This is a genomic window from Lentisphaera marina (assembly GCF_028745505.1).
Lineage (GTDB): Bacteria > Verrucomicrobiota > Lentisphaeria > Lentisphaerales > Lentisphaeraceae > Lentisphaera > Lentisphaera marina.
The window spans coordinates 522938-542582 of the sequence record NZ_JAQZZL010000002.1 but is presented as its reverse complement, the minus strand read 5'-3'; the positions used below and the strand labels follow the sequence as shown (position 1 = coordinate 542582).

General features: G+C 38.9%; 20 protein-coding genes and 1 pseudogene. 3 read left to right on the top strand and 18 right to left on the bottom strand.

Annotated elements, in window-relative coordinates; all coding sequences use genetic code 11:
* Nucleotides 1-680: 680 nt before the first annotated feature.
* Nucleotides 681-1058 (bottom strand): hypothetical protein, encoded by a 378-nt coding sequence (locus PQO01_RS13510; protein WP_274314601.1) that lies wholly within the window; start codon nucleotides 1056-1058, stop codon nucleotides 681-683.
* Between PQO01_RS13510 and PQO01_RS13505 the strand changes: the two genes are divergently transcribed.
* Nucleotides 1057-2088, top strand: coding sequence for a TIGR03032 family protein (locus PQO01_RS13505; RefSeq protein WP_274316146.1), 1032 nt, complete (start codon nucleotides 1057-1059; stop codon nucleotides 2086-2088). The genes PQO01_RS13510 and PQO01_RS13505 overlap by 2 nt on opposite strands.
* Nucleotides 2089-2320: 232 nt before the next feature.
* On the opposite strand, the gene PQO01_RS13500 is transcribed toward PQO01_RS13505, so the two are convergent.
* The 3 genes from PQO01_RS13500 to PQO01_RS13490 all read right to left on the bottom strand — a co-directional run bounded on the left by PQO01_RS13500 (nucleotide 2321) and on the right by PQO01_RS13490 (nucleotide 4530).
* On the bottom strand, nucleotides 2321-3337 hold the full coding sequence (locus tag PQO01_RS13500) for an ATP-grasp domain-containing protein (protein ID WP_274314600.1): 1017 nt from the start codon (nucleotides 3335-3337) through the stop codon (nucleotides 2321-2323).
* Nucleotides 3337-4002, bottom strand: coding sequence for a Fe2+-dependent dioxygenase (locus PQO01_RS13495; protein WP_274314599.1), 666 nt, complete (start codon nucleotides 4000-4002; stop codon nucleotides 3337-3339). Before PQO01_RS13495 ends, PQO01_RS13500 begins: the two co-directional genes overlap by 1 nt.
* Nucleotides 4003-4128: 126 nt before the next feature.
* The gene (locus PQO01_RS13490; protein WP_274314597.1) at nucleotides 4129-4530 is read right to left on the bottom strand and encodes a hypothetical protein; all 402 of its coding nucleotides are present in this window, start codon (nucleotides 4528-4530) and stop codon (nucleotides 4129-4131) included.
* Nucleotides 4531-4586: 56 nt separating this feature from the next.
* Here PQO01_RS13490 and PQO01_RS13485 point away from each other — a divergent pair.
* Nucleotides 4587-5147: pseudogene (locus PQO01_RS13485) on the top strand (DUF1670 domain-containing protein); the annotation flags it as partial.
* Between the two features lie 50 nt (nucleotides 5148-5197).
* On the opposite strand, the gene PQO01_RS13480 reads toward PQO01_RS13485, so the two are convergent.
* The 3 genes from PQO01_RS13480 to PQO01_RS13470 form a co-directional block, all read right to left on the bottom strand.
* Complete coding sequence (locus tag PQO01_RS13480) at nucleotides 5198-6178, bottom strand: hypothetical protein (protein ID WP_274314595.1); 981 nt, start codon at nucleotides 6176-6178, stop codon at nucleotides 5198-5200.
* Between the two features lie 100 nt (nucleotides 6179-6278).
* Nucleotides 6279-7403 carry an ISL3 family transposase gene (locus PQO01_RS13475; RefSeq protein WP_274312489.1) on the bottom strand — a complete coding sequence of 375 codons (1125 nt, stop codon included), beginning with the start codon at nucleotides 7401-7403 and terminating at the stop codon, nucleotides 6279-6281.
* Nucleotides 7352-7495 carry a hypothetical protein gene (locus tag PQO01_RS13470; protein ID WP_274312490.1) on the bottom strand — a complete coding sequence of 48 codons (144 nt, stop codon included), beginning with the start codon at nucleotides 7493-7495 and terminating at the stop codon, nucleotides 7352-7354. Before PQO01_RS13470 ends, PQO01_RS13475 begins: the two co-directional genes overlap by 52 nt.
* A gap of 985 nt (nucleotides 7496-8480) precedes the next feature.
* Here PQO01_RS13470 and PQO01_RS13465 point away from each other — a divergent pair.
* Nucleotides 8481-9221 carry a sulfotransferase gene (locus PQO01_RS13465; RefSeq protein WP_274314594.1) on the top strand — a complete coding sequence of 247 codons (741 nt, stop codon included), beginning with the start codon at nucleotides 8481-8483 and terminating at the stop codon, nucleotides 9219-9221.
* On the opposite strand, the gene PQO01_RS13460 is transcribed toward PQO01_RS13465, so the two are convergent.
* The 11 genes from PQO01_RS13460 to argC form a co-directional block, all read right to left on the bottom strand.
* The gene (locus PQO01_RS13460; protein WP_274314593.1) at nucleotides 9218-9886 is read right to left on the bottom strand and encodes a sulfotransferase family protein; all 669 of its coding nucleotides are present in this window, start codon (nucleotides 9884-9886) and stop codon (nucleotides 9218-9220) included. The genes PQO01_RS13465 and PQO01_RS13460 overlap by 4 nt on opposite strands.
* Before the next feature lie 14 nt (nucleotides 9887-9900).
* On the bottom strand, nucleotides 9901-10710 hold the full coding sequence (locus PQO01_RS13455; protein ID WP_274314592.1) for a sulfotransferase family protein: 810 nt from the start codon (nucleotides 10708-10710) through the stop codon (nucleotides 9901-9903).
* On the bottom strand, nucleotides 10707-11420 hold the full coding sequence (locus tag PQO01_RS13450) for a WbqC family protein (RefSeq protein ID WP_274314591.1): 714 nt from the start codon (nucleotides 11418-11420) through the stop codon (nucleotides 10707-10709). Before PQO01_RS13450 ends, PQO01_RS13455 begins: the two co-directional genes overlap by 4 nt.
* Before the next feature lies 1 nt (nucleotide 11421).
* Complete coding sequence (locus PQO01_RS13445) at nucleotides 11422-12318, bottom strand: glycosyltransferase family 2 protein (protein ID WP_274314590.1); 897 nt, start codon at nucleotides 12316-12318, stop codon at nucleotides 11422-11424.
* On the bottom strand, nucleotides 12315-13424 hold the full coding sequence (locus PQO01_RS13440) for a DegT/DnrJ/EryC1/StrS family aminotransferase (RefSeq protein WP_274314588.1): 1110 nt from the start codon (nucleotides 13422-13424) through the stop codon (nucleotides 12315-12317). The genes PQO01_RS13445 and PQO01_RS13440 overlap by 4 nt, the downstream gene beginning before the upstream one ends.
* Complete coding sequence (rfbA, locus tag PQO01_RS13435; protein WP_274314587.1) at nucleotides 13417-14292, bottom strand: glucose-1-phosphate thymidylyltransferase RfbA; 876 nt, start codon at nucleotides 14290-14292, stop codon at nucleotides 13417-13419. Before rfbA ends, PQO01_RS13440 begins: the two co-directional genes overlap by 8 nt.
* A gap of 188 nt (nucleotides 14293-14480) precedes the next feature.
* Entirely contained in the window at nucleotides 14481-15560 is a 1080-nt protein-coding gene (gene rfbB, locus PQO01_RS13430) for a dTDP-glucose 4,6-dehydratase (protein ID WP_274314586.1), read from the bottom strand.
* A gap of 37 nt (nucleotides 15561-15597) precedes the next feature.
* Nucleotides 15598-16497 carry an ornithine carbamoyltransferase gene (gene argF / locus PQO01_RS13425; RefSeq protein ID WP_274314585.1) on the bottom strand — a complete coding sequence of 300 codons (900 nt, stop codon included), beginning with the start codon at nucleotides 16495-16497 and terminating at the stop codon, nucleotides 15598-15600.
* A complete protein-coding gene (locus tag PQO01_RS13420; RefSeq protein ID WP_274314584.1) occupies nucleotides 16490-17668 on the bottom strand; it encodes an aspartate aminotransferase family protein in 1179 nt (392 codons plus the stop codon). Before PQO01_RS13420 ends, argF begins: the two co-directional genes overlap by 8 nt.
* Nucleotides 17669-17677: 9 nt before the next feature.
* Nucleotides 17678-18553, bottom strand: a complete 876-nt coding sequence (gene argB / locus PQO01_RS13415) for an acetylglutamate kinase (RefSeq protein WP_274314583.1) — start codon at nucleotides 18551-18553, stop codon at nucleotides 17678-17680.
* Between the two features lie 10 nt (nucleotides 18554-18563).
* Nucleotides 18564-19607, bottom strand: coding sequence for an N-acetyl-gamma-glutamyl-phosphate reductase (gene argC, locus PQO01_RS13410; protein WP_274314582.1), 1044 nt, complete (start codon nucleotides 19605-19607; stop codon nucleotides 18564-18566).
* Nucleotides 19608-19645: the final 38 nt, after the last annotated feature.

Here is a 19645-nt window from a genome sequence, read left to right as displayed (position 1 = left end):
CATTTTTTATGGTCATTCCCCTACAGAAACAAAAAAACCGTTTGACTAGATATTAGCAATACTTATGATTGCCAGATAACTTACAATTATCAGCTTCACACAAACCCAGAAAACACACATTTTATACAATGTGTTTTAAGCACACAAAAAACAGCACATGACACTAATGTAACTCATACGAGGGCAAATCTACATTTCACTTGTAGTTATGCTTAAGGATAGAAGTCTTTTTACGAAAGACTTAAAACAAACTGAGTAAAAGTTGGAACGTATCATCTCAACAGTATACACAACTATAATACTGCATACATAAACCACTCGCACCCCCCCCAGGCCTAAAACAACCTTAGGAGGTGTACAAACAAGAAATTGAAGGAGTTTTCACATCTACATAACGATCAGATTATCATGATCTTGGGCGCAGTGACTTGGACACCCGAACTGAAGGCAAGGGTGATAGTCCACAGCACAAGCCGAAGGTAAAATTATTGTGAATAAGTCGACTTAATCTATCGCTCAGACAACCCCCCTCGATTCATTAAATAAAGATATAAAAGAACAATAAAGCTACTAATATTCCCTACCAAGACAAGCAGTGGATACAAACATATTGTGGGCCAAGTACTTTAATATGTAAACAAGGGTCGTAGTGCTAACTGAGATAAGTGTAAAAGGTATAATTAATTAGCTTGTTTTCCCGAAAAAAGATAAACCCAGACTTCTTCATTAGCCTTATTCTTTCCTAGTAATTTACAATTATTACGTTTAAGGTATTTATGCATACCTTCTTCTTTGAGTTTTACATTTTCCGTAGTAATCAATATCCCTCGAGCCTTGGTATTTGGAGATATTTTTTTGAGAAAATTACACGTCATCGTAAATACTGTGTGCGCTAAATGCCATCCTCTGTCAGACGGCTGAATAAACATCCGAAATATATGATATAGCTCGCCTTTATACTTGCTCATGTATACTGTTGACAAACCAACTACTAGATCGTCTTTCACTACAACTATCAAGGCTTGATTAGAACGTTTTTCGACATCAAAACTTAGCATTGATGCTTCCCGCCAATTCCCTGCTTGGCTCAAAGAACACAAAGTCAGTTTTGCATTCACAACATATCAAGGCGCTCGCCTCTTCACTGTCGGAACTGGCGAAAATGGTCGATTAAAAGTTATTCATCGCTTTTTTAGTAGAGTCATGGGCTTATGTGCAAATAAAAAACAAGATTCACTTTATTTGAGTTCACTATGGCAGATTTGGCGGCTAGATGACATTCTTGCTAAAAACAAAATAACGAAGGATGGTTTCGACGCCATCTATCGCCCCAGCCAAAGCTGGACTACAGGTGATTTAGATATTCATGACATGCACCTCGGTGATGATGGACAACTCTACTTTATCAACTGTCTTTATGGATGTTTAGCAACACTTAGTGAAGGCGACAGCTTTAAACCACTATGGAAACCACCTTTTATATCACGTCTAGTTCCAGAAGATCGTTGCCACTTAAATGGACTCGCAATGCGCGATGGCAAACCTAAATACGTCACCTGTATAAGTGATACTGATATTAATGATGGCTGGCGCGAACATCGCCGAAACGGCGGCATGGTTATTGACATAGATACAAACGAAGTTGTTTGCACAGGCCTATCTATGCCTCATTCCCCACGTTGGTACAGAGATACGCTTTACCTTCACAATTCAGGCACTGGTGAATTTGGCTATGTAAATTTCGAGAAAAAAGAATTTGTTGCCCTCTGCTTTTGCCCTGGATACCTTAGGGGTCTTACTTTTGTTGGCGACTTTGCTGTGGCTGGATTATCAGAGCCACGCCACAATAAACTCTTTACGGGCTTGGATCTTGATGATAAATTAAAAGAACATATAGTACAAGCACGTTGCGGTCTTCAAGTGATCGACCTTAGAGATGGCTCCTTGCCTCACCGACTCAATATAGGTGGATTAATTTCAGAACTCTACGACGTCGTCGCACTCCCCAATCGTAGCGCACCTTATGTTATCGGCACCCATGAAGGCGAGGTTCACAGAGCTATCACTATTAATAATAGACGGCTTTGAAGAATAATTTTTACTTTGACACAAAACTAATTACACGTAAAGCACAAGCTAGGACTGAGTCCGCTAACTTTACGCGTAATAGTCAAATTGGAAGCCTAGTAACTAAGGATAACATTATAGTTCCAAAGCTTACTTTTAGGCTGTGTATTTTTGCGATGCACGCAAATTACCGGAACTAGTCGAGTAAAAGACTCGCTTTATTTGGCACTTATAAATTATCCACTTGTGATTTCTACTTCTCTAGCCGCTCTTGGATCAAGCGAAGTAAAGCAGCTTTTATCAGCTCCAAATGCTTTAAACAAACGTGCTCCTGCCCAAGTTCTTCCGCGAGTATATTCATACAAGCATTTGCCTCAAACAACAAGAGGCCTCCGTCTGGGTAGAGATAACAATCTATGCCAAAAACATCTAAGCCTAGCCTAGTCGATATTTCTCTGATCCTCTCACTAATTTTGGGCTTGACCTCAGCCTCAAAAGACTCAATTATCCCCTGCTCTTTCTGCTGTAATTCTGGCCGTAAATACACAGCTTCTTTTGTCCCCTCTCCTGTGCACCAGGTGCTAGAGAAATATACGTGTTTAATATAAACCTCTCCATCAATAACAATGAGGCGTATTTTTTCATAGAAACCCTCTTCTGAACGAGTCTCTATAAATTCGATAAGATGGTAATCGCTGCCATCGTAAAAAGTTAAAGGTACTTGATCAAGTTCTTCCGCATCTTTTAGCAAGATCATATCTTCATTATAGTGAATACCTACAGGACGTAGAATTAGCGGAAAAGTTATAGCTGAATCCTTAATGGCTCCATCCAATTGAATACGTGAATTAAAAGCTACACGTGTGACCCTAGGAATGATTAAGCCTGACAAACCAGTAAGAACAGACGCGACATGCTCACGCGTATTGATAAGCACTGATTGAGGCTTATTAATACAAGCTAGACCCTTAAGCTCCTGTAACTTCACAAGCTTTCGCAAGCTAATTTTATGAGTTTCCTCATTGGCAATTTGATTAAAAATTAGCGAAACCTTCGCAAAACGAGATTCGAATTGCTGACTTAAGCTAGTATCAAGAAATAATCTCAACTTCTCAAAATCAGGGGATTCAAGTAAACTATACACACCACAACTACCCTCTACTTGATAATTAAGTGTACAACCATCTCTTGCGACAGAGTTCACTTTCACCTTGCCACTATCATTTATACCTGAAATAAAAAGTACACGTGGACCTACTTTATTAATCATTAAATATCGGTCCATTTACGTACAAGGTTATCGTATGATTTTTTCACTAGCGCGTAAGCACCATTTTCATCATTATCGTTATCCATCTGTAAAATTGCTCTAGAGAGGTCTTGAATAATATTTCTCTGACTCAAGTCGCGGATTCGACTCTGAATCCATAAAACTGCCACTCTACGTACACCCGATGTAACAGGGCAAACGCGGTGAAGAGTGCCCGATGGATAGACTAGTACATCGCCCACTTCGCCCTTGATTTTTACATTTCCAAATTCAGTTTTAATTTCCAGCTCCCCACCCTCGTAATCATCGTTGAGAAAAATTGTACAGGAAAGGTCTGTACGAATGATCTCCCCTTGATTAAGCAAGGGTGCATCGCAATGAAAACCATAAGTCATGCCCTCGCTATAACGTGCAATAATTGGCACGGTAATTTTTGCGGGAGCCGCCGCTAAATTAAAATTTTGACTAGTATAAAGTGGCGCTCTGATAAGACGAACAATATTTTTGCCGAGTTCGCAATTCAAATCTGCCTGCAAGTTATTTTTTATATCTTTCACCTTGCCCGTAGCAGTCACTTTACCACTGACATACTTCAATTCATCGGCAAGTTTTGCGATTTCAGCAAAAGTCTCTTGCGTATATATATTTTTAATGATTTGAGACATATTTTAAAAATTAGGTTTCAGGTTTCTAGTTTCAAGGAATAAAGCTTTTGCATCTAAACAATAAGAGCCCCGTAAACGGAGCTCTTATTGATTTAAGAAAGCTTAGCTTTCTTATTTAGTTTCGACCTATGCGAATGTGTAAGTTGTGAAACCACCATCCCATGCGCCATCTGTTAGATCAAGAGTCACAGTACCAGCACCATTTGTAATGATCTCTGTCGCGGCATCAATTCCTGCGCCGCCAACTTGCGTCCAGCCAGTAGCATCGAGAGTCGATCCAATAGCACCATCAACATCAATGGTAACTGAGCCAGTACTTTGGCCAATAACATCTGCATCTAGATCAATTGTAAGACCACCATTACCGAGGTCAAATTTCTCGAAGCCAGAAAGCTCTGCTACACCACTAAGCACATCATAGTTAAGCTGAATAACATCGCCAGATCCATCACCACCATCTATTGTACCTTGGAAGGCAGCAACAGCATCATCAAGATCGACAATCACTTTATCGTCACCATCACCCATATCGAGATGAAAATCAACGTCATCACTATCTGCGTGAATAATGGCAAAATCACCACCCGTTTCATCAGATAGGTTATGGCAAAAGCCTTGAACGTTGTGAACTCGTTCCAGTCACCTTAGATCTGGTTCATCAGCAAGATATAGACGCTTTCATTGCTAAAGAGAAAAAACGTAAGAGAAATATAAAGAAAACAGTTCGACTTTTTAACCAAGCTTATGATCAAGGTGGCGTTCTCACAAACGCTGATGTCGGAGCTATGATTGGTGTATCCGCTTCGACCATATCTTCTTACGTTAGAGAGCATGAAAAAGAACATAAAATTGCTGTACCTCGAAGAGGAAATATCCATGATCTCGGACCAACATTGACGCACAAAAGAATCATTTGTGTGAAACATTATCAAGAAGGAAAGTCCATTGAGCAGACAGCTCGGGAAACAAATCACTCGGTAGCTGCTGTAACTAGATACACAAATGATTTCAAGAGGGTACTTACCTGCCTAAAAGAAGGCTGGGACTTTATGAAAGTTTCTTCTGCCACAGGACTATCTCACTCTTTGGTGAAAGAATATATCAATTTGATAAAAAATAATGGAGAACCACAAGAAGAAAATTAATTTAAGACTAAACTAATTTTACGGGCATGTTCCCTACAGGGTATAGACCCTTATTTGTCAATATTAACTATATCATCACCTTCAGATGCATCAATTGAACCAGAAAATTCTCTTCCTTTGATAATAATAGTATCATTACCAATACCCCCTACTACCTCTATAGTCGAGAATTTTGATTTCACTGTAATCGTGTCATCACCTGCCCCACCGGTTACTGAACCACTCGCACCAATTGTACCACCATCTACAATTTTACTGGAAACATTTATAATATCTTCGCCTGCTCCACCATCTACTGTACCGTTAAAGAATTTGCCTTTAACATTTATCTCATCAGCGCCGTCACCACCTGTCACGTCACCAGTAAAATCTGTACCTTTGACATCAACTCTGTCGTCGCCAGTCCCGGCATCCACATCACCCTCAAACGACTCACCTTTAACACTGATTCTATCTTCTCCAGCACCAGCATCCACAGCACCTTCAAAATTATCGCCCTTAATATCGATTTTATCATCGCCGGCACCAGTATTAATTATACCTGAGAAGCCATCACCTTTAATACTAACCTTATCCTCTCCAGCACCCGTAGTCAATGAAGCACTAGACAGGTCACCCTTGATATCGATTTTATTCTTTCCACCTCCTAAATCAATATCCCCACTAAATGACGACCCTTTAACACTCAACTTATCAGCATCACCACCTGTAACTAAATCCATATCAACTGTATCGGCGTCAACTTTCACCGAGTTCGAACCTCCACCAAGATTAGCGTCTACTTCCGTATTAACCGCAGTACTCTTTACAGTTAGCTTATCTGCTTCGGCACCTGTATCTAATGTGAAATCAGCGCCTTGACCTTCGATTGTGACTGAATTTTTATCTTCGCCTAAATCTACTTGCCCCTGGAAAGAACCCCCCTCTACCTTTAAACTGTCTTTCCCTAGAGAACCATCAATGTTACTATTGTAACCATCTACTTCTACGGTAATGGCAGATGAGTCGTATCCATCTAATTCTACATCCACATCTACATTCGTATCTACAATATACTTTCCCTTTGGCATAACAGACTTCCTTAGTTACTTTATAATATAAAAATGCCTCTTCGCACTTATCTGTAAAAGTTCACAAAATCTGCCGAGTTTTTAGATTAGGCAAATCAAATATTTTGAGTATGAGATATTCTTCATCTCGGTAACCATATGCCTGCCTTGTTAACCAGCCGATTTTATTATTAAATCCTTCCATAATGGCCGACGTTATTTTTGTTTTCCAAAAAGCTAAAATCCCCGTGGCATGCTTGCGGATTGTTTTTGCCATAGAAATTAGTTCAGGAACTTCACTGCAGTCAGCTTTTTCACACCAATATTGCAATGCATTTTCAACGAAAACCAAATCTTTGATACGATAAATCCTTCTCAACGCTTCTTTTAAAGCGTATGTAATACCCAGCTCTGAAAACAAGCTGCAACATTGTTTTATTTCAGCTTGAGCGGTTTCTTCAAGGTCTTCATTATTTCTGTTAAACTTCCATCTCAGGCCTTTGATTTCACCCCTGTCTTCATCTTCCAGTTCTCTGGAAATTCTTCTTCGAACTTTATTCAGCCTCTCATTCATAAGTTTGATGACATGAAAGTGATCATAAACAATTATAGAATGAGGTAAATTAGCCTTAATCCATGCTGTAAAAGATGGAGCTAGATCCACAGCGACAAACTCAATGTTCGCTTTACTGGATTTTAGTTTTTTCATAAAACCATCTAGGCACTCCCCCTTTTTTCCTTTGCCTACAAATAACGTAGCCCCACTTTTTAGATCTCGGACAATTGTCAAATAGCCTTTGTCGCCAATTCGTTTTCCCATATGGATTTCATCGATACCAATAGAACTGATATGTTTCAACGGGACTTTACTGTATTTCTTACTCAGATATGTTTTTTCAACCGCTTTAACTGTATGCCAATTTAGCTTGAAATATTTAGCTAAACTTTGAATACACATGTGCGCTCGTAGCTCTATGATATGCCTTTCTAATACTTTTGTGATTCTACTTTTAGAACTTGAAATGAACGAAAGCTTCTCCATTAAATATGAATCACAATCATGACAACGGACTCTATGCATTTGTACACAAAACAAAGTCTTTTTTGTGCCCACGGGTAATGATTTTATAAAACGAATACCTGTGGCAGTTGCGGTCACATCGGCACTGTTGCATTTGGAACAGTTAAAGGTCTTTTTTTTCGACATATATGAATAATCAGTTCATTGCCTTTGTATTCAAAGCGCTTGTGCTCGTATCCAATAATTCCGTGTGTATGTTGATGTAGACTGCTTGACATGTTTTCTCCTTTTTGTAGTAATTAAAGAGAGATGTGCAAGCAGTTTTTTGTATTTGAAACCTTTGGTTTCTGCCCGCTGGCGAAGCATTACGCCAGTAAAGCAACTGAAGATCAAATCTTTATCCGTATAAATAACGAGCTTGCGAGTGGCTTTATGCCGGAGCAAAGGTTTGAACGAAGGCGGTAGTTTTACAGATTTCTACGAAGAACCATAAAAATTCATAATAACCCCCACTCTATTTAGAATAAGGTTTTTAGGCAATAGTAAAGGTCAAAATACTGCCATAATTAATTGTTTCTTAATATTGGTAGCTGTTTAAATTAAATGATGAAATCTATTTAAAATAAACACTTGAATGACATGTAACCACTACTCCATCTTTTCTGTAAATTTTCCGATTTACCTTTTCAGCAACTCTGTCGAACTTCCATTTAAAAAGCCCTGTGAATTTAAAATTACCCACAAAAGCTATAAACGCTTATCTTACAAAATTAGCGATAAGCAAATTAACCGATATCAAGCAACAAATAAATAACCTTCTCAAGAGAGTTCAAGGCAATGTTTTATATTGTAGAAGTAAGACATCCTTCACTTAGTGAAGCTTCTGAATCGCTCGGATCAAGTCGACATTCTTTAAGAGCGTAGAAAAAGAGATATGTTAAAGGCTCCAAATTAATTACGTTGGAACAAGAAAATCACTTATTAAAACGACAACTAGAACGAGCTAGCAATGAGCGATAAATCTTAAAAAAAGGCTGTGCTACTTCTCTGGATCAGGTTAGTAATGAAATGTCAATTCATTAAGAGCCTTCGCCATTACTACAGGGCTGCTCTACATTGTGAATGTCTTACAACTAAGCAGAAGTTCTTATTATAATCGGAGATCAAAGAAGCCAAGCTTAAAACTAAATTCTTTAGCTAAGCCATTAGGCAACAACAAAATAAACACTAGATTGATTTGTGACTAATAAAATGGATCAACACATGCGAAAAAAAATCAAAAAACTATTTCAACTAAGCCAAATCAAAAAACTCGAAAACGAGCCAAAGGTTTTTTGTATTTCCATGCAAAGAACTGGAACTACTTCAACAGGTCAATTCTTTCGTGACAATGGAATGAGATGTATAGGCTGGGGTGGTGACAGAGATAACAAATGGTCGCGATCTTGGTATAAAAATAACTATCAAGAAATTTTCAACTCTATTGATTTTCGTACAGCAAATGCCTACGAAGACTCTCCTTGGTGGCTACCCGAATTCTATAAAGTCCTTGACAAGGAGTTCCCCCAATCACGTTTCATATTACTGGAAAGAGATGCCGACAAATGGTTCAATTCAATGAAAAGCCACTCAGCAGGTAACACTCCAGGAGCCATGGCTATTCATTCAAAGGCTTATCGTAGGGAAGATGAATTTACAAAACTCAAAAAACAAGGTTTAATTTCTAAAGAAGACGAATATCGCATAGATGGTGACAAGGCTATGAAAGTGGAGGATTCTCACCGGCAACATTATATCCAATGCTACTTAGACCATATACAGGGAGTAATCGAGTACTTCAAAAATGAACCGATAAAACTATTTCATGGCCAACTTGAAGACTCGGGCGTATGGAAGAAAATGGGTGACTTTTTAGGTTTTGACATAGCAGATAACTACCAAGCCGTGAAAAATGTGACTGCAACTTCAAAAAGACGGCAGGGATTCAAAAAAAACAGTAACTAGGATCGATATGAGAAATTTTCAAAATCCTTCTCATACCTTTTGTAAATCAACTTTTTCATTTCACTACTTAACTCAAAAGCTTGCTTACCAGTTGGATTGAAGTGCGGAATATCCGGTAAAGAAAAACGATCCTGCAGGATAGACCAGTCATTATTCAAATTCTCGAGCTTCCCAATAAAGTCAGGAGTTGGTTTATCCTGATCACAGAGAAACCATGACTGAGACCTAAAATGCCTATCTGCTTCATGATCTGGAATATCCACCACTTTGTTTAAAAAAGTTTCAAAATCATCAGTACTTTTAATACCACAATAACCAAAATAGTCATCATCATCAGGCTTGTTTTTAACTTTGTTTTTGTAACATGAGATAATCCTAGCATAAGGATCCCTAACAAAAGAAAATATGTAAAAGTCTCTATACTTCTGCTGAATCTTCTTTAAAGACAAGTGCTCTGATATCTCATCTGTAAGTAAGTTTACTTTGGGCTTATCAAAAATTGTCGAGTCCTGATTGGTGTAAACACTTAACATAGCTCTATTCAATGATCGAGATGCGACTTTAGGTATTTCAATAAAGGCTAGTTCTAACCGCTCAATAGATAATATTTTTGGCTTTGCTCTTCTGATTTTTCGATACTTTTTTAAATTTATAAGCTTATTCACTTAGTATTCTCCCACTATAAATATTTTTCTAAAGGGCTACCTTTAAGATCATCTACAACTTCATTTATGATTTCACCAGGCAAACCACTTTTCCAATTATCATCTGAGCTTTTTGTTCGATAAACAGAATAAGCATCCTCATTACTTTTATTTTTAGAGTTTTCTATAAAGTCTAGCGTTTGCTCATATAATTTTATATGGAAAAAATCAAACAACTGAGAAACACTTACCTCTGTGTCTCTTACAAGATCCGAATATTTCAATAGATATACACGATCTGAAAACATCTTTTTAAGCTTTATAAATAGAAAAGCGGCTTCTTTCCATTTATAATAACCATGGTACTCTTCTGCTAAACCTAGATTTTTTTTAGCTGCCGCCCTCCATTCCTCGTCAATTTTCCAACCTAAATCACCTCTAAATTCTCTAGGAGCTTTAAGCCAAGAACTTATTACGGCCAAAGGATTCCGTATAATTAAACAAACTTGAAGTTCAGGATCAGTATTTAAAAGGTGCTCTATAATATTATGATAACGGACTTCCTTATAAACGATATGATTTAACTGACTTTTCTCAAAGTTCGGAAGTTTACTATCTTTCCTCGTATCAAGCTGATTCGTAAAGGAGTCCGTACAAAACCTTAAACGATTAAAAAAATCATTAATCTGCTCAACTGTGGAGTTCTCATTCAAATACGCCTTATGAGCATATGAGAATAGAGGCTGATAAAGGTATTTTACATTAGGAGAACTATTAAAAATCTCACCCAACCACGTTGTACCTGAACGAGGCACACCGTGTATAGCGATTTTATTATTTTTCACTGCCCAACCTCTAAGTCTATTTGTTTTAACATCTCACTGACTTTTGCATTGTTGCAAAACATTAACACGTCAATAATAGACAGGTTAGGCACAAATCCACTTTGTCCTTGACAATATTCATAAGGCATGGTTTTTATAAATCTAAGATCTACACCCTGCGCCAGAAAAACTTCACGATTATATAACTCTTTTCCTCCGGAAGCATTAACATAAACATCAGCTTTACTCTTAATACAAAGGTCAAGGATTTTTTGTTGACCACGTAAGCCTTGATCATTTTGAAGTTCAGAAGCATATGAAAACTTAGTGTTTACACCTAGGTATCGACAAATATTTTTTAAACCCTCACCTAAAAACAAGCTCATATTTTTTTCATCATTTCCTATAATATCGGTCACTAAATCAATCACATCTTTATAATTTGGGGCTGATTTATAAGACAGCTCCAATGTCTTAATAAATTTTTTCAGCCATTGATCTTTAGTTTCAGATATATTAACCTCATATATAAGGTCATTCTGACTGACTTTGTGCAGCGGCAAGGAAAACAAATGCGCTTTGCCACCGCTCAAGATATTATTTCTATTAATCCATCCACGTTTGATAAAGTTTACATTATCAAACAACACAAACTCATCTACGCTGTTTATAAGCTGAAAATACCCCATATACGGGAACAGATATGGCTGCATTACTGCAAGTTTTTTCATCTTAGTATAAAACTCCAGCTTTTTTCATCATTTTGGCTATTGGCCTAATTAAAACTAAGGAAAACTTTTCAATCCAACTTAAACTTGCACATTTTCTCTTTGCCCTTAAGAGGTCCTGATAGCAATAGAGTTTAATTTTCCAATTTAAATCCTTACGCATTAACTTATTATTGCGATATTGTTTAAGTTCATACTTTGTTTTCCACCAAGATTCTCCTTTTGAATGGCTAATGCTCGAAGGATGCTCACGGTAATACAGCAAAGACTCCTCATATAGGTAAAGTTTAATTCCCTGGCGTGTTAAGTTAATTAGGGTCGTCAAATCTCCCGCATTACGAGCACCAACTCTTCCTCCTGCTTTTATGATAGTTTCTCGATGAAAAAAAGTTGTAGGTCCATTAGCCTCCATACCTGTCAACATCATTTGATATTGAAGATCTGCATTTGCTTCAGCAAATTTTCGACTAGTGCTTCGTCCAGGAAATGCTTCAGTAACATTATCATAAAAACATAAGCGATTAGTAAAAACAAATTTAATCTCCTCGAAAGATTCGGCAAAGTCATAAAGTTTTTTAATGGCTCCCGCAACCAAAATATCATCTCCCTCAAGTGTTCTTAAATACTTTCCTTTAGAGCTATTTAATACAAAATTTGAATTATTTTTTGCACCTAGGTTTTTTTCCTGATCTACAAATGTACACGACGTAAATTTACTCTCATGTTCTGCAAGCCAAACTTCAATAAGTTCGGATGTTCTATCTGTTGAACAATCATTAGAAATAAAAAGCTCAATGTTTATTGAATCATCTAGTTGCTCCAAACAACTATTGAGTGCTTCCTGAATAAACAACTCTGCATTATAAACAATCACACCAATTGTGACATCTATTTGACTCATCCTAGCCTCTTAATTATATCAACAATCTTCTCTACTATTGCCAATTCCAAGTCAGGAAAGATTGGCAAACACAATATTTGCTGAGCATATTTATTGGCCATTGGAAGTAAGTCTTTGTGTGAAGAAGGAAGATTTTTGTAAGGAGGGAAGCTACTAATTAATGGATAAAAATATTTTCTCGCATGAATTTGATTTACTTTTAAAAGATCATACAAGCCATCTCTAGTCATTGAGAAGTCATGTTCAACAAGCACAGGAAAATACCCATAATTACTTTCTACGCCTTCCATTTCGGTAAAAACTCTTAAACCATTAACTTGTGACAATAGGCCTCTGTACCTTTCAGCTATAGATTTTCTATGATTAATTTGTTTATCGACTTTTTCTAACTGCATCAAACCAAAGGCCGCCTGGACTTCGTTCATCTTACCATTACCGGCTATGTTAGGAGTACTTTCTTCATTTTGAATACCAAAATTCTTCAGCTGATCAACGCGAGTTTTCGTTTCTAGGTCATGGGAAACAATAGCTCCACCCTCCAGTGTACTAAAGACTTTTGTTGCATGAAAACTCAACATGGACAAATCCCCCTCCAGTAAAATTGACTTACCATCTTTTTTGACTGCGAAAGCATGGGCCGCATCATATATAACACGTAGCTTATACTTTTTTGCAATTCTCTCTATAGCTTCTGTATCGCAAGGGTGACCATACACATGAACAGGCATTATTGCGGTCGTTTTATCAGTTATAAGCTCTTCAATTTTGCCCACATCAATATTAAGCGTCTTACTGTCTATATCACAAAAGACTGGAGTACAACCATGCAGACTAATTGCATGCGCTGTAGCAACAAAGGTAAAAGGTGTTGTGATCACTTCTCCTTTTATACAAAGACAATTTAAAGATGTCTGTAATGCTGCCATTCCGTTGCAAAATAAACTTACATAAGGAACTTTTAAATATTGCGCTAACTCACCCTCAAGTTTCTGGTGCATAGGTCCATTATTGGTCAACCATTTATTTTCCCATATCTCTTCCAAGTAGGGTAAAAAGTCCTTCAAAGGCGGTAAGTACGGCTGAGTTACAAAAGTAGTATTACTCATTCCATCCACCAATAAGAGCTTTCAAATAATCCCCGTAACTCGTTTTTTCTAACTTTTGAGCTGTCACTAAAACTTCTTCAGCACTTAACCAACCTTTACGGTAAGCTATCTCTTCCAAGCAACAAACTTTCAAACCCTGACGATGCTCTATAGTCTGAATAAACTGACCTGCATCCAATAAGCTATCGTGCGTCCCTGTATCTAACCACGCAAAACCACGACCTAAACGCACTACATTGAGCAAGCCTTTTTTAAGGTACTCTTGATTGATCGTTGTGATTTCCAATTCACCTCGATCTGATGGCTGAATTGTTTTTGCTATTCTCACCACATCATTATCATAAAAATAAAGTCCCGTAACCGCAAAGTTAGACTTTGGTTTTTCAGGCTTTTCTTCTAGGCTGATCGCTTTTCCTTCTTCGTTGACTTCAACTACACCAAATGCATGCGCATCTCTAACCCAATAAGAGAATACTGTTGCGCCGAGTTTGTTATCTCGAGCCTTAGTAAGTTTAATAGGGAAATCAGCCCCATAGAATATATTATCTCCCAGTACGAGTGCCACTGAATCACTTCCAATAAAGTCCTCACCAATAATAAAAGCTTGCGCCAAACCTTCAGGTTTAGTTTGTATTGCGTATTCTAATTTGATCCCATAATCTCCACCATCACCTAATACACGCTTGAAGGCATCTTGGTCTTCAGGTGTAGTAATAATTAAAATCTCACGAATCCCTGATAACATCAAAACTGACAAAGGATAATAGATCATCGGTTTATCATACACGGGTAAAAGCTGCTTTGACACTCCCCTAGTAATTGGATGCAATCTGGTGCCTGAGCCACCTGCTAAAACTATCCCTTTCATAAAAAGCCTTTTTGAAATAATAAATTAATGAAAATATAGCTTCAATCTTTGAATCTTACATTCACTAAATTAAGAATGAAGGCTTTAAATCACTTCCATCATGCGAAACAATACTTAGATTAAAAATAGCTACATCTAAACAAACGCTCGAATCAAGAAAAGCTCACACGAAAAAATATAACCCTCAATTACTTAGTACCCAAACGCTCCATTTGATAAGAGCCATCTAGAACATTTTTACACCAAGAATCTTTATTGGCTAAGTACCATTCAACTGTCTTGCGAATACCTGATTCAAAAGTTTCTTTTGGAGTCCAGCCTAGATCACACTCAATTTTACTTGCGTCAATCGCATAACGTAGGTCGTGACCTGGACGATCTTTTACATAAGTGATCTGGCTCTCATACTCAACTCCATCTTCACGAGGGGACAACTCGTCTAGTATAGAGCAAATGGTTTTCACAACTTCAATATTTTGCTTCTCATTGTGACCACCAATATTATAAGTCTCACCCTTAGCACCTTCTTTTGCCACGAGACAGAGAGCTCGAGCATGGTCATCAACATAAAGCCAATCGCGGACTTGCTTCCCATCACCATAGACAGGCAAGTCTTTTTTTGCTAAAGCATTCAAAGTTACTAATGGAATCAATTTTTCTGGGAAGTGGTAAGGACCATAATTATTTGAGCAGTTTGTGACAACTACTGGCAAGCCATAGGTACGATTCCAAGCACGTACCAAATGATCTGAAGATGCTTTAGATGCTGAATAAGGTGAACTTGGAGCATAAGGAGTATCTTCTCTAAAAAGATCTTCCGGCCCTTCCAAATCACCATAGACTTCATCTGTTGAGATATGATGGAAGCGGAAAGCTTCCGCACGCTGTTGCATAATTGGATCTGAAGATTTTTTTAAAAATTCCCAGTAGGATCGCGACACTTCAAGAAGTGTATACGTACCAATAATATTAGTTTGCATAAATTCACCCGGTCCATCAATGGAGCGATCAACATGTGATTCAGCAGCTAGATGCATGACTATATCTGGCTGAAATGATTCAAATACATTCTCTACTGCTTCGCGATCACAAATATCAACTTGAGCGAAGTGATAGCGATCAGAGGTCTCAACCGATACTAATGATTCTAAATTCCCTGCATAAGTCAATTTATCGAGGTTAAAAACTTCATCTTCTGTATTTTCAATCAAGTTCCTAATCACTGCAGAACCAATGAAACCTGCACCTCCAGTAACAAGAATCTTCATATCTATACCTCTATATATTAAACTTTTAAAATCACTACTAAAACTTGAGTTTCATGACTGCTTTTTGGGCGTGGAGGCGATTTTCGGCTTGATCCCAAATGATGGAATGAGGTCCGTCAATGACTTCGGCGCTAACTTCTTTATCGCGGTAAGCGGGAAGGCAATGCATGACTTTAACGTCGGACTTGGCAACTGAGAGTAGATCCATATTGACTTGATAAGGTGCGAAGCTCGCGAGGCGATCTTTGGCTTCTTCTTCGAAACCCATGCTCACCCAAACATCCGTGTAGATATAATCCACATCTTTAGCGGCTGCTTTAGCATCCGTGGTCACTTTGATATTGCTTGGATTGCCAATGGAATCTAAAAACTCTTGCGGTGGCAAGTAGCCCTCTGGTCCACCAAGGGTGAGTTCCATACCAGTTAAATGAGCCGCATAAATCCATGAAAGTGCCATGTTAGAGGCGCAGTCACCCATGAAGGCAATTTTGACGCCTTCTAATTTCCCACTCGTGGCTTCAATTAGCTGCATATCAGCTAAAAGCTGGCAGGGGTGAAAAGTATCTGTCAAGGCATTAATCACTGGAATTGTACAAGCATCCGCAAAAGCTTTGATATCTTCGTGCTCATGACCGCGAATCACGATACCATCGAGATAACGACTGAGAACTTTTGCAGTATCCACAAATGATTCGCCACGACCGAGCTGAAGGCTATTTTGATCCATGTACATGGGGTAGCCACCAAGCTGATTCACACCCGTTTCAAAAGATACGCGTGTACGCGTCGAGTTTTTCAAAAAGATAAGGCCAATAGTTTTACCAGAGAGTGCAGTATTATCCAAAGTGCGATCTTCACGATACTTATGTGCTAGATCTAAAACTTCTCTTAATTCCTCTTTTGTGAGGTCTAATAAATTCATCAAGTCTTTAGCCATGATTCAACTCCTGGAAAATTTCACTTATAATTTGAATTGCCTGATCCACTTCGGCATCAGTAATATTGAGCATTGGTAAGAGGCGAACTGTTTTTGTTCCTGCAGTTAAGAGCACAAGGCCTTTATCAGTCGCTTTCGCCAAAACATCGGCAGTTGGAATCTCGACATCAATACCAATCATCAAGCCCAAGCCACGCACATCAGAAATGAAGTCATACTGATCTTTCATTTCATTGAAGGCCTGCATAAACTTAGCACCCTGCTTTTGGCAGTTCTCTAAAACATTTTCTTGTTCAAAAACATCAAAAACAGCTAAACCCGCAGCACAAGCCAGAGGTGTTCCACCAAAAGTAGTAGCGTGAGTGCCAGGAACGAGAATGCCTTCATACTGCTTTTGAACTTCAAAAGCTCCAATCGGCATACCATTGCCCAAAGCTTTCGCCATGGACATAACATCGGGTTCAACTCCAAAGTTTTGGTAACCAAACATCTTACCCGTACGACCAAGCCCCGTTTGAACTTCGTCACACATCATCAAAATGCCTTCTTGGTCACAAAGCTCACGAACTGCTTTGATAAATGCTGGCTCAGCAGGCTTTACACCACCCTCACCTAAAACTGTTTCAAGCATAATCGCTGCTGTCTTATCAGTGACTTTTTCTTTAATTGCTTCAATGTCACCATAAGGAACGTGATGAAAGCCCTGAAGGTCGGGACCAAAGCCTACTCTATACTGAGCACGTCCAGTCGCAGCAAGGGCTGCTAAGGTACGACCGTGGAAAGAATCTTCCATACAAATAATTTCATGACGTTCTTTCTCAGAACCCCATTTACGGGCAAACTTAATCATGCCCTCATTAGCTTCTGCACCACTATTGGCAAAAAAGACTTTACCACCAAAACTTGCCTTCGAAATTTTTTCGGCGAGTAAAGGTGCATTAGCGGTCATAAAGATATTCGACACGTGTAAGAGTTGATTTGCTTGATCCGCAATAGCTTTAGCTACTACTGGGTGAGCGTGACCAACATTACATACGCTTATTCCAGAAGAGCAGTCTAGGTATTTCTTACCCGTCTCGTCCCAAAGGTAAGAACCCTCACCTTTTTCAAATAAAATCGAGGGCTTATAAGTCCCCAAGATATACTCTTCGTATTTTTCTCTAATTGTCATGACTTTCTCCTAGTCAGCTAAAATCTCTGTTCCAACACCACTATCAGTAAAAATCTCAAGCAAAAGTGAGTGTTGCATACGACCATCAATCATGTGGACTTTTTTGGTCCCAACTTTCAAAGCCTCTACAGCACTGAGAATTTTGGGCAACATGCCACCAGAAATGGTTCCGTCGGCAATGTACTCTTCAACTTCGTGCACTTTAATCGTGTTGATTAGGGTGTTTTCATCCGAAGGATCACTTAAAAGCCCCGGAACATCGGAAAGATAAACGAGCTTGCGCGCTTTGATGGATTCTGCGATCTTCGCAGCCGCAATATCGGCATTGATGTTATAAGTGTGACCTGCGGAATCTTTTGCGAGGGGCGCAATCACGGGGATCACACCCGCTTCAATAATGTCGTGAATGTATTCAGCATCAACTTCACTGACATTGCCCACAAAACCTACATCCACATCTTCGCCAGATTCAGGGTCTTTCACAAAAAGCTTTTCAGCTTTGAGAATATCTTTGCCTGAAACACGCTGCGCTTTGCCTTTATGCTTAGCTAAAAGTTCGAGTAAGTGGCTATTGACTTCGTTATGTAAAACATCATCCACAACATCAATAGTGACGCTACAAGTATGGCGCATGCCACCTGTGCGCTTCACTTCCAAACCCATGGTTTCCAGTTTTGCTGAAATCGCTTTACCTCCACCATGAACAATCACGGGTCTCATGCCAATGCACTCCATGAGCACAACGTCGCGTAAAACCGCTTCGATAATTTCGGGTTTTTCCATGGCACTACCGCCGAATTTCACCACGACTATTTCGTCGCGAAATTCTTGGATATAAGGGAGCGCCTCCATGAGAAGTGCTGCTTTTTCTATTGTCTTTTCCATAAGATCTATCCTATAAAAGGCCGGCTTTTTCATCAAAGCCAAAAACTATATTCATATTTTGTACTGCTTGTCCCGCCGCGCCTTTCGTTAAGTTATCAATCGCGGAACTCAAAATCACATTGCCCGTATGCGCATCTGTCGCACAGGCAATTTCACAGTAGTTGGTCAAAGTCACATTCTTAGTGTCTGCTAAACGTCCTGCAGGTAAAACTCGCACGAAGGGAGCATCAGCATAATACTCATTCCACGTTTCACGGATTTGATCGGCTGTCACACCTTGCTTAAGCTTAGCAATGATCGAAGAATGAATCCCACGATTAGTTGGTACTAAGTGAGGGATAAAATTAATCGCTACCTCATCAACACCTGCGGCTTCCGCAAGTTCTTGTTCAATTTCGGGGAGGTGACGGTGACCCACGATTCCATAAGGACGCACACTCTCGTTGCATTCGGGAAATATAAAGGGCAAATCAACTTTGCGGCCAGCACCACTGACGCCAGACATTGAACTACAAACAATACCTTCGCTAGAAATCAAACCGGCTTTTAATAAGGGAATCAAAGGCAGTGCAATACTCGTGGGGTAACAACCTGGGCAAGCGACGAGATCAGCATTTTTAATCGCTTCTTTTCTGCGCTCAGGAGCACCATAGACGGCTTTCTTCAATAATTCGGGAGCCGGATGTACCGCATTGTAATACTCGAGGTACTTTTCGGTTGATTTGAGACGGAAGTCAGCTGATATATCGATGACTTTGACGTCCTTCTCTACTAAGGGAATGGCAAATTCTGCCGCTACGCCATGTGGCAAGGCTAAAAAGGCCACATCTGCGCTTTCCGCAATTTCATCAATTGACGGAGAAGAAAAGTTTAAATCGAGTCCTGTAAAACGAGGAAAAACATCTCCCACTGGTCGGCCGGCATATTGGCGTGAAGTAACGCACACGATATCCACTTGAGCGTGCCTAAAAAGCAACCTCAATAATTCTTCACCGCTATATCCGCTGGCACCTACAATAGCTGCCTTAATTTTACCGACCTGATGATCGCTCATTTTATAAACCTTAATTTAAACTTATCTGATAAAAACAA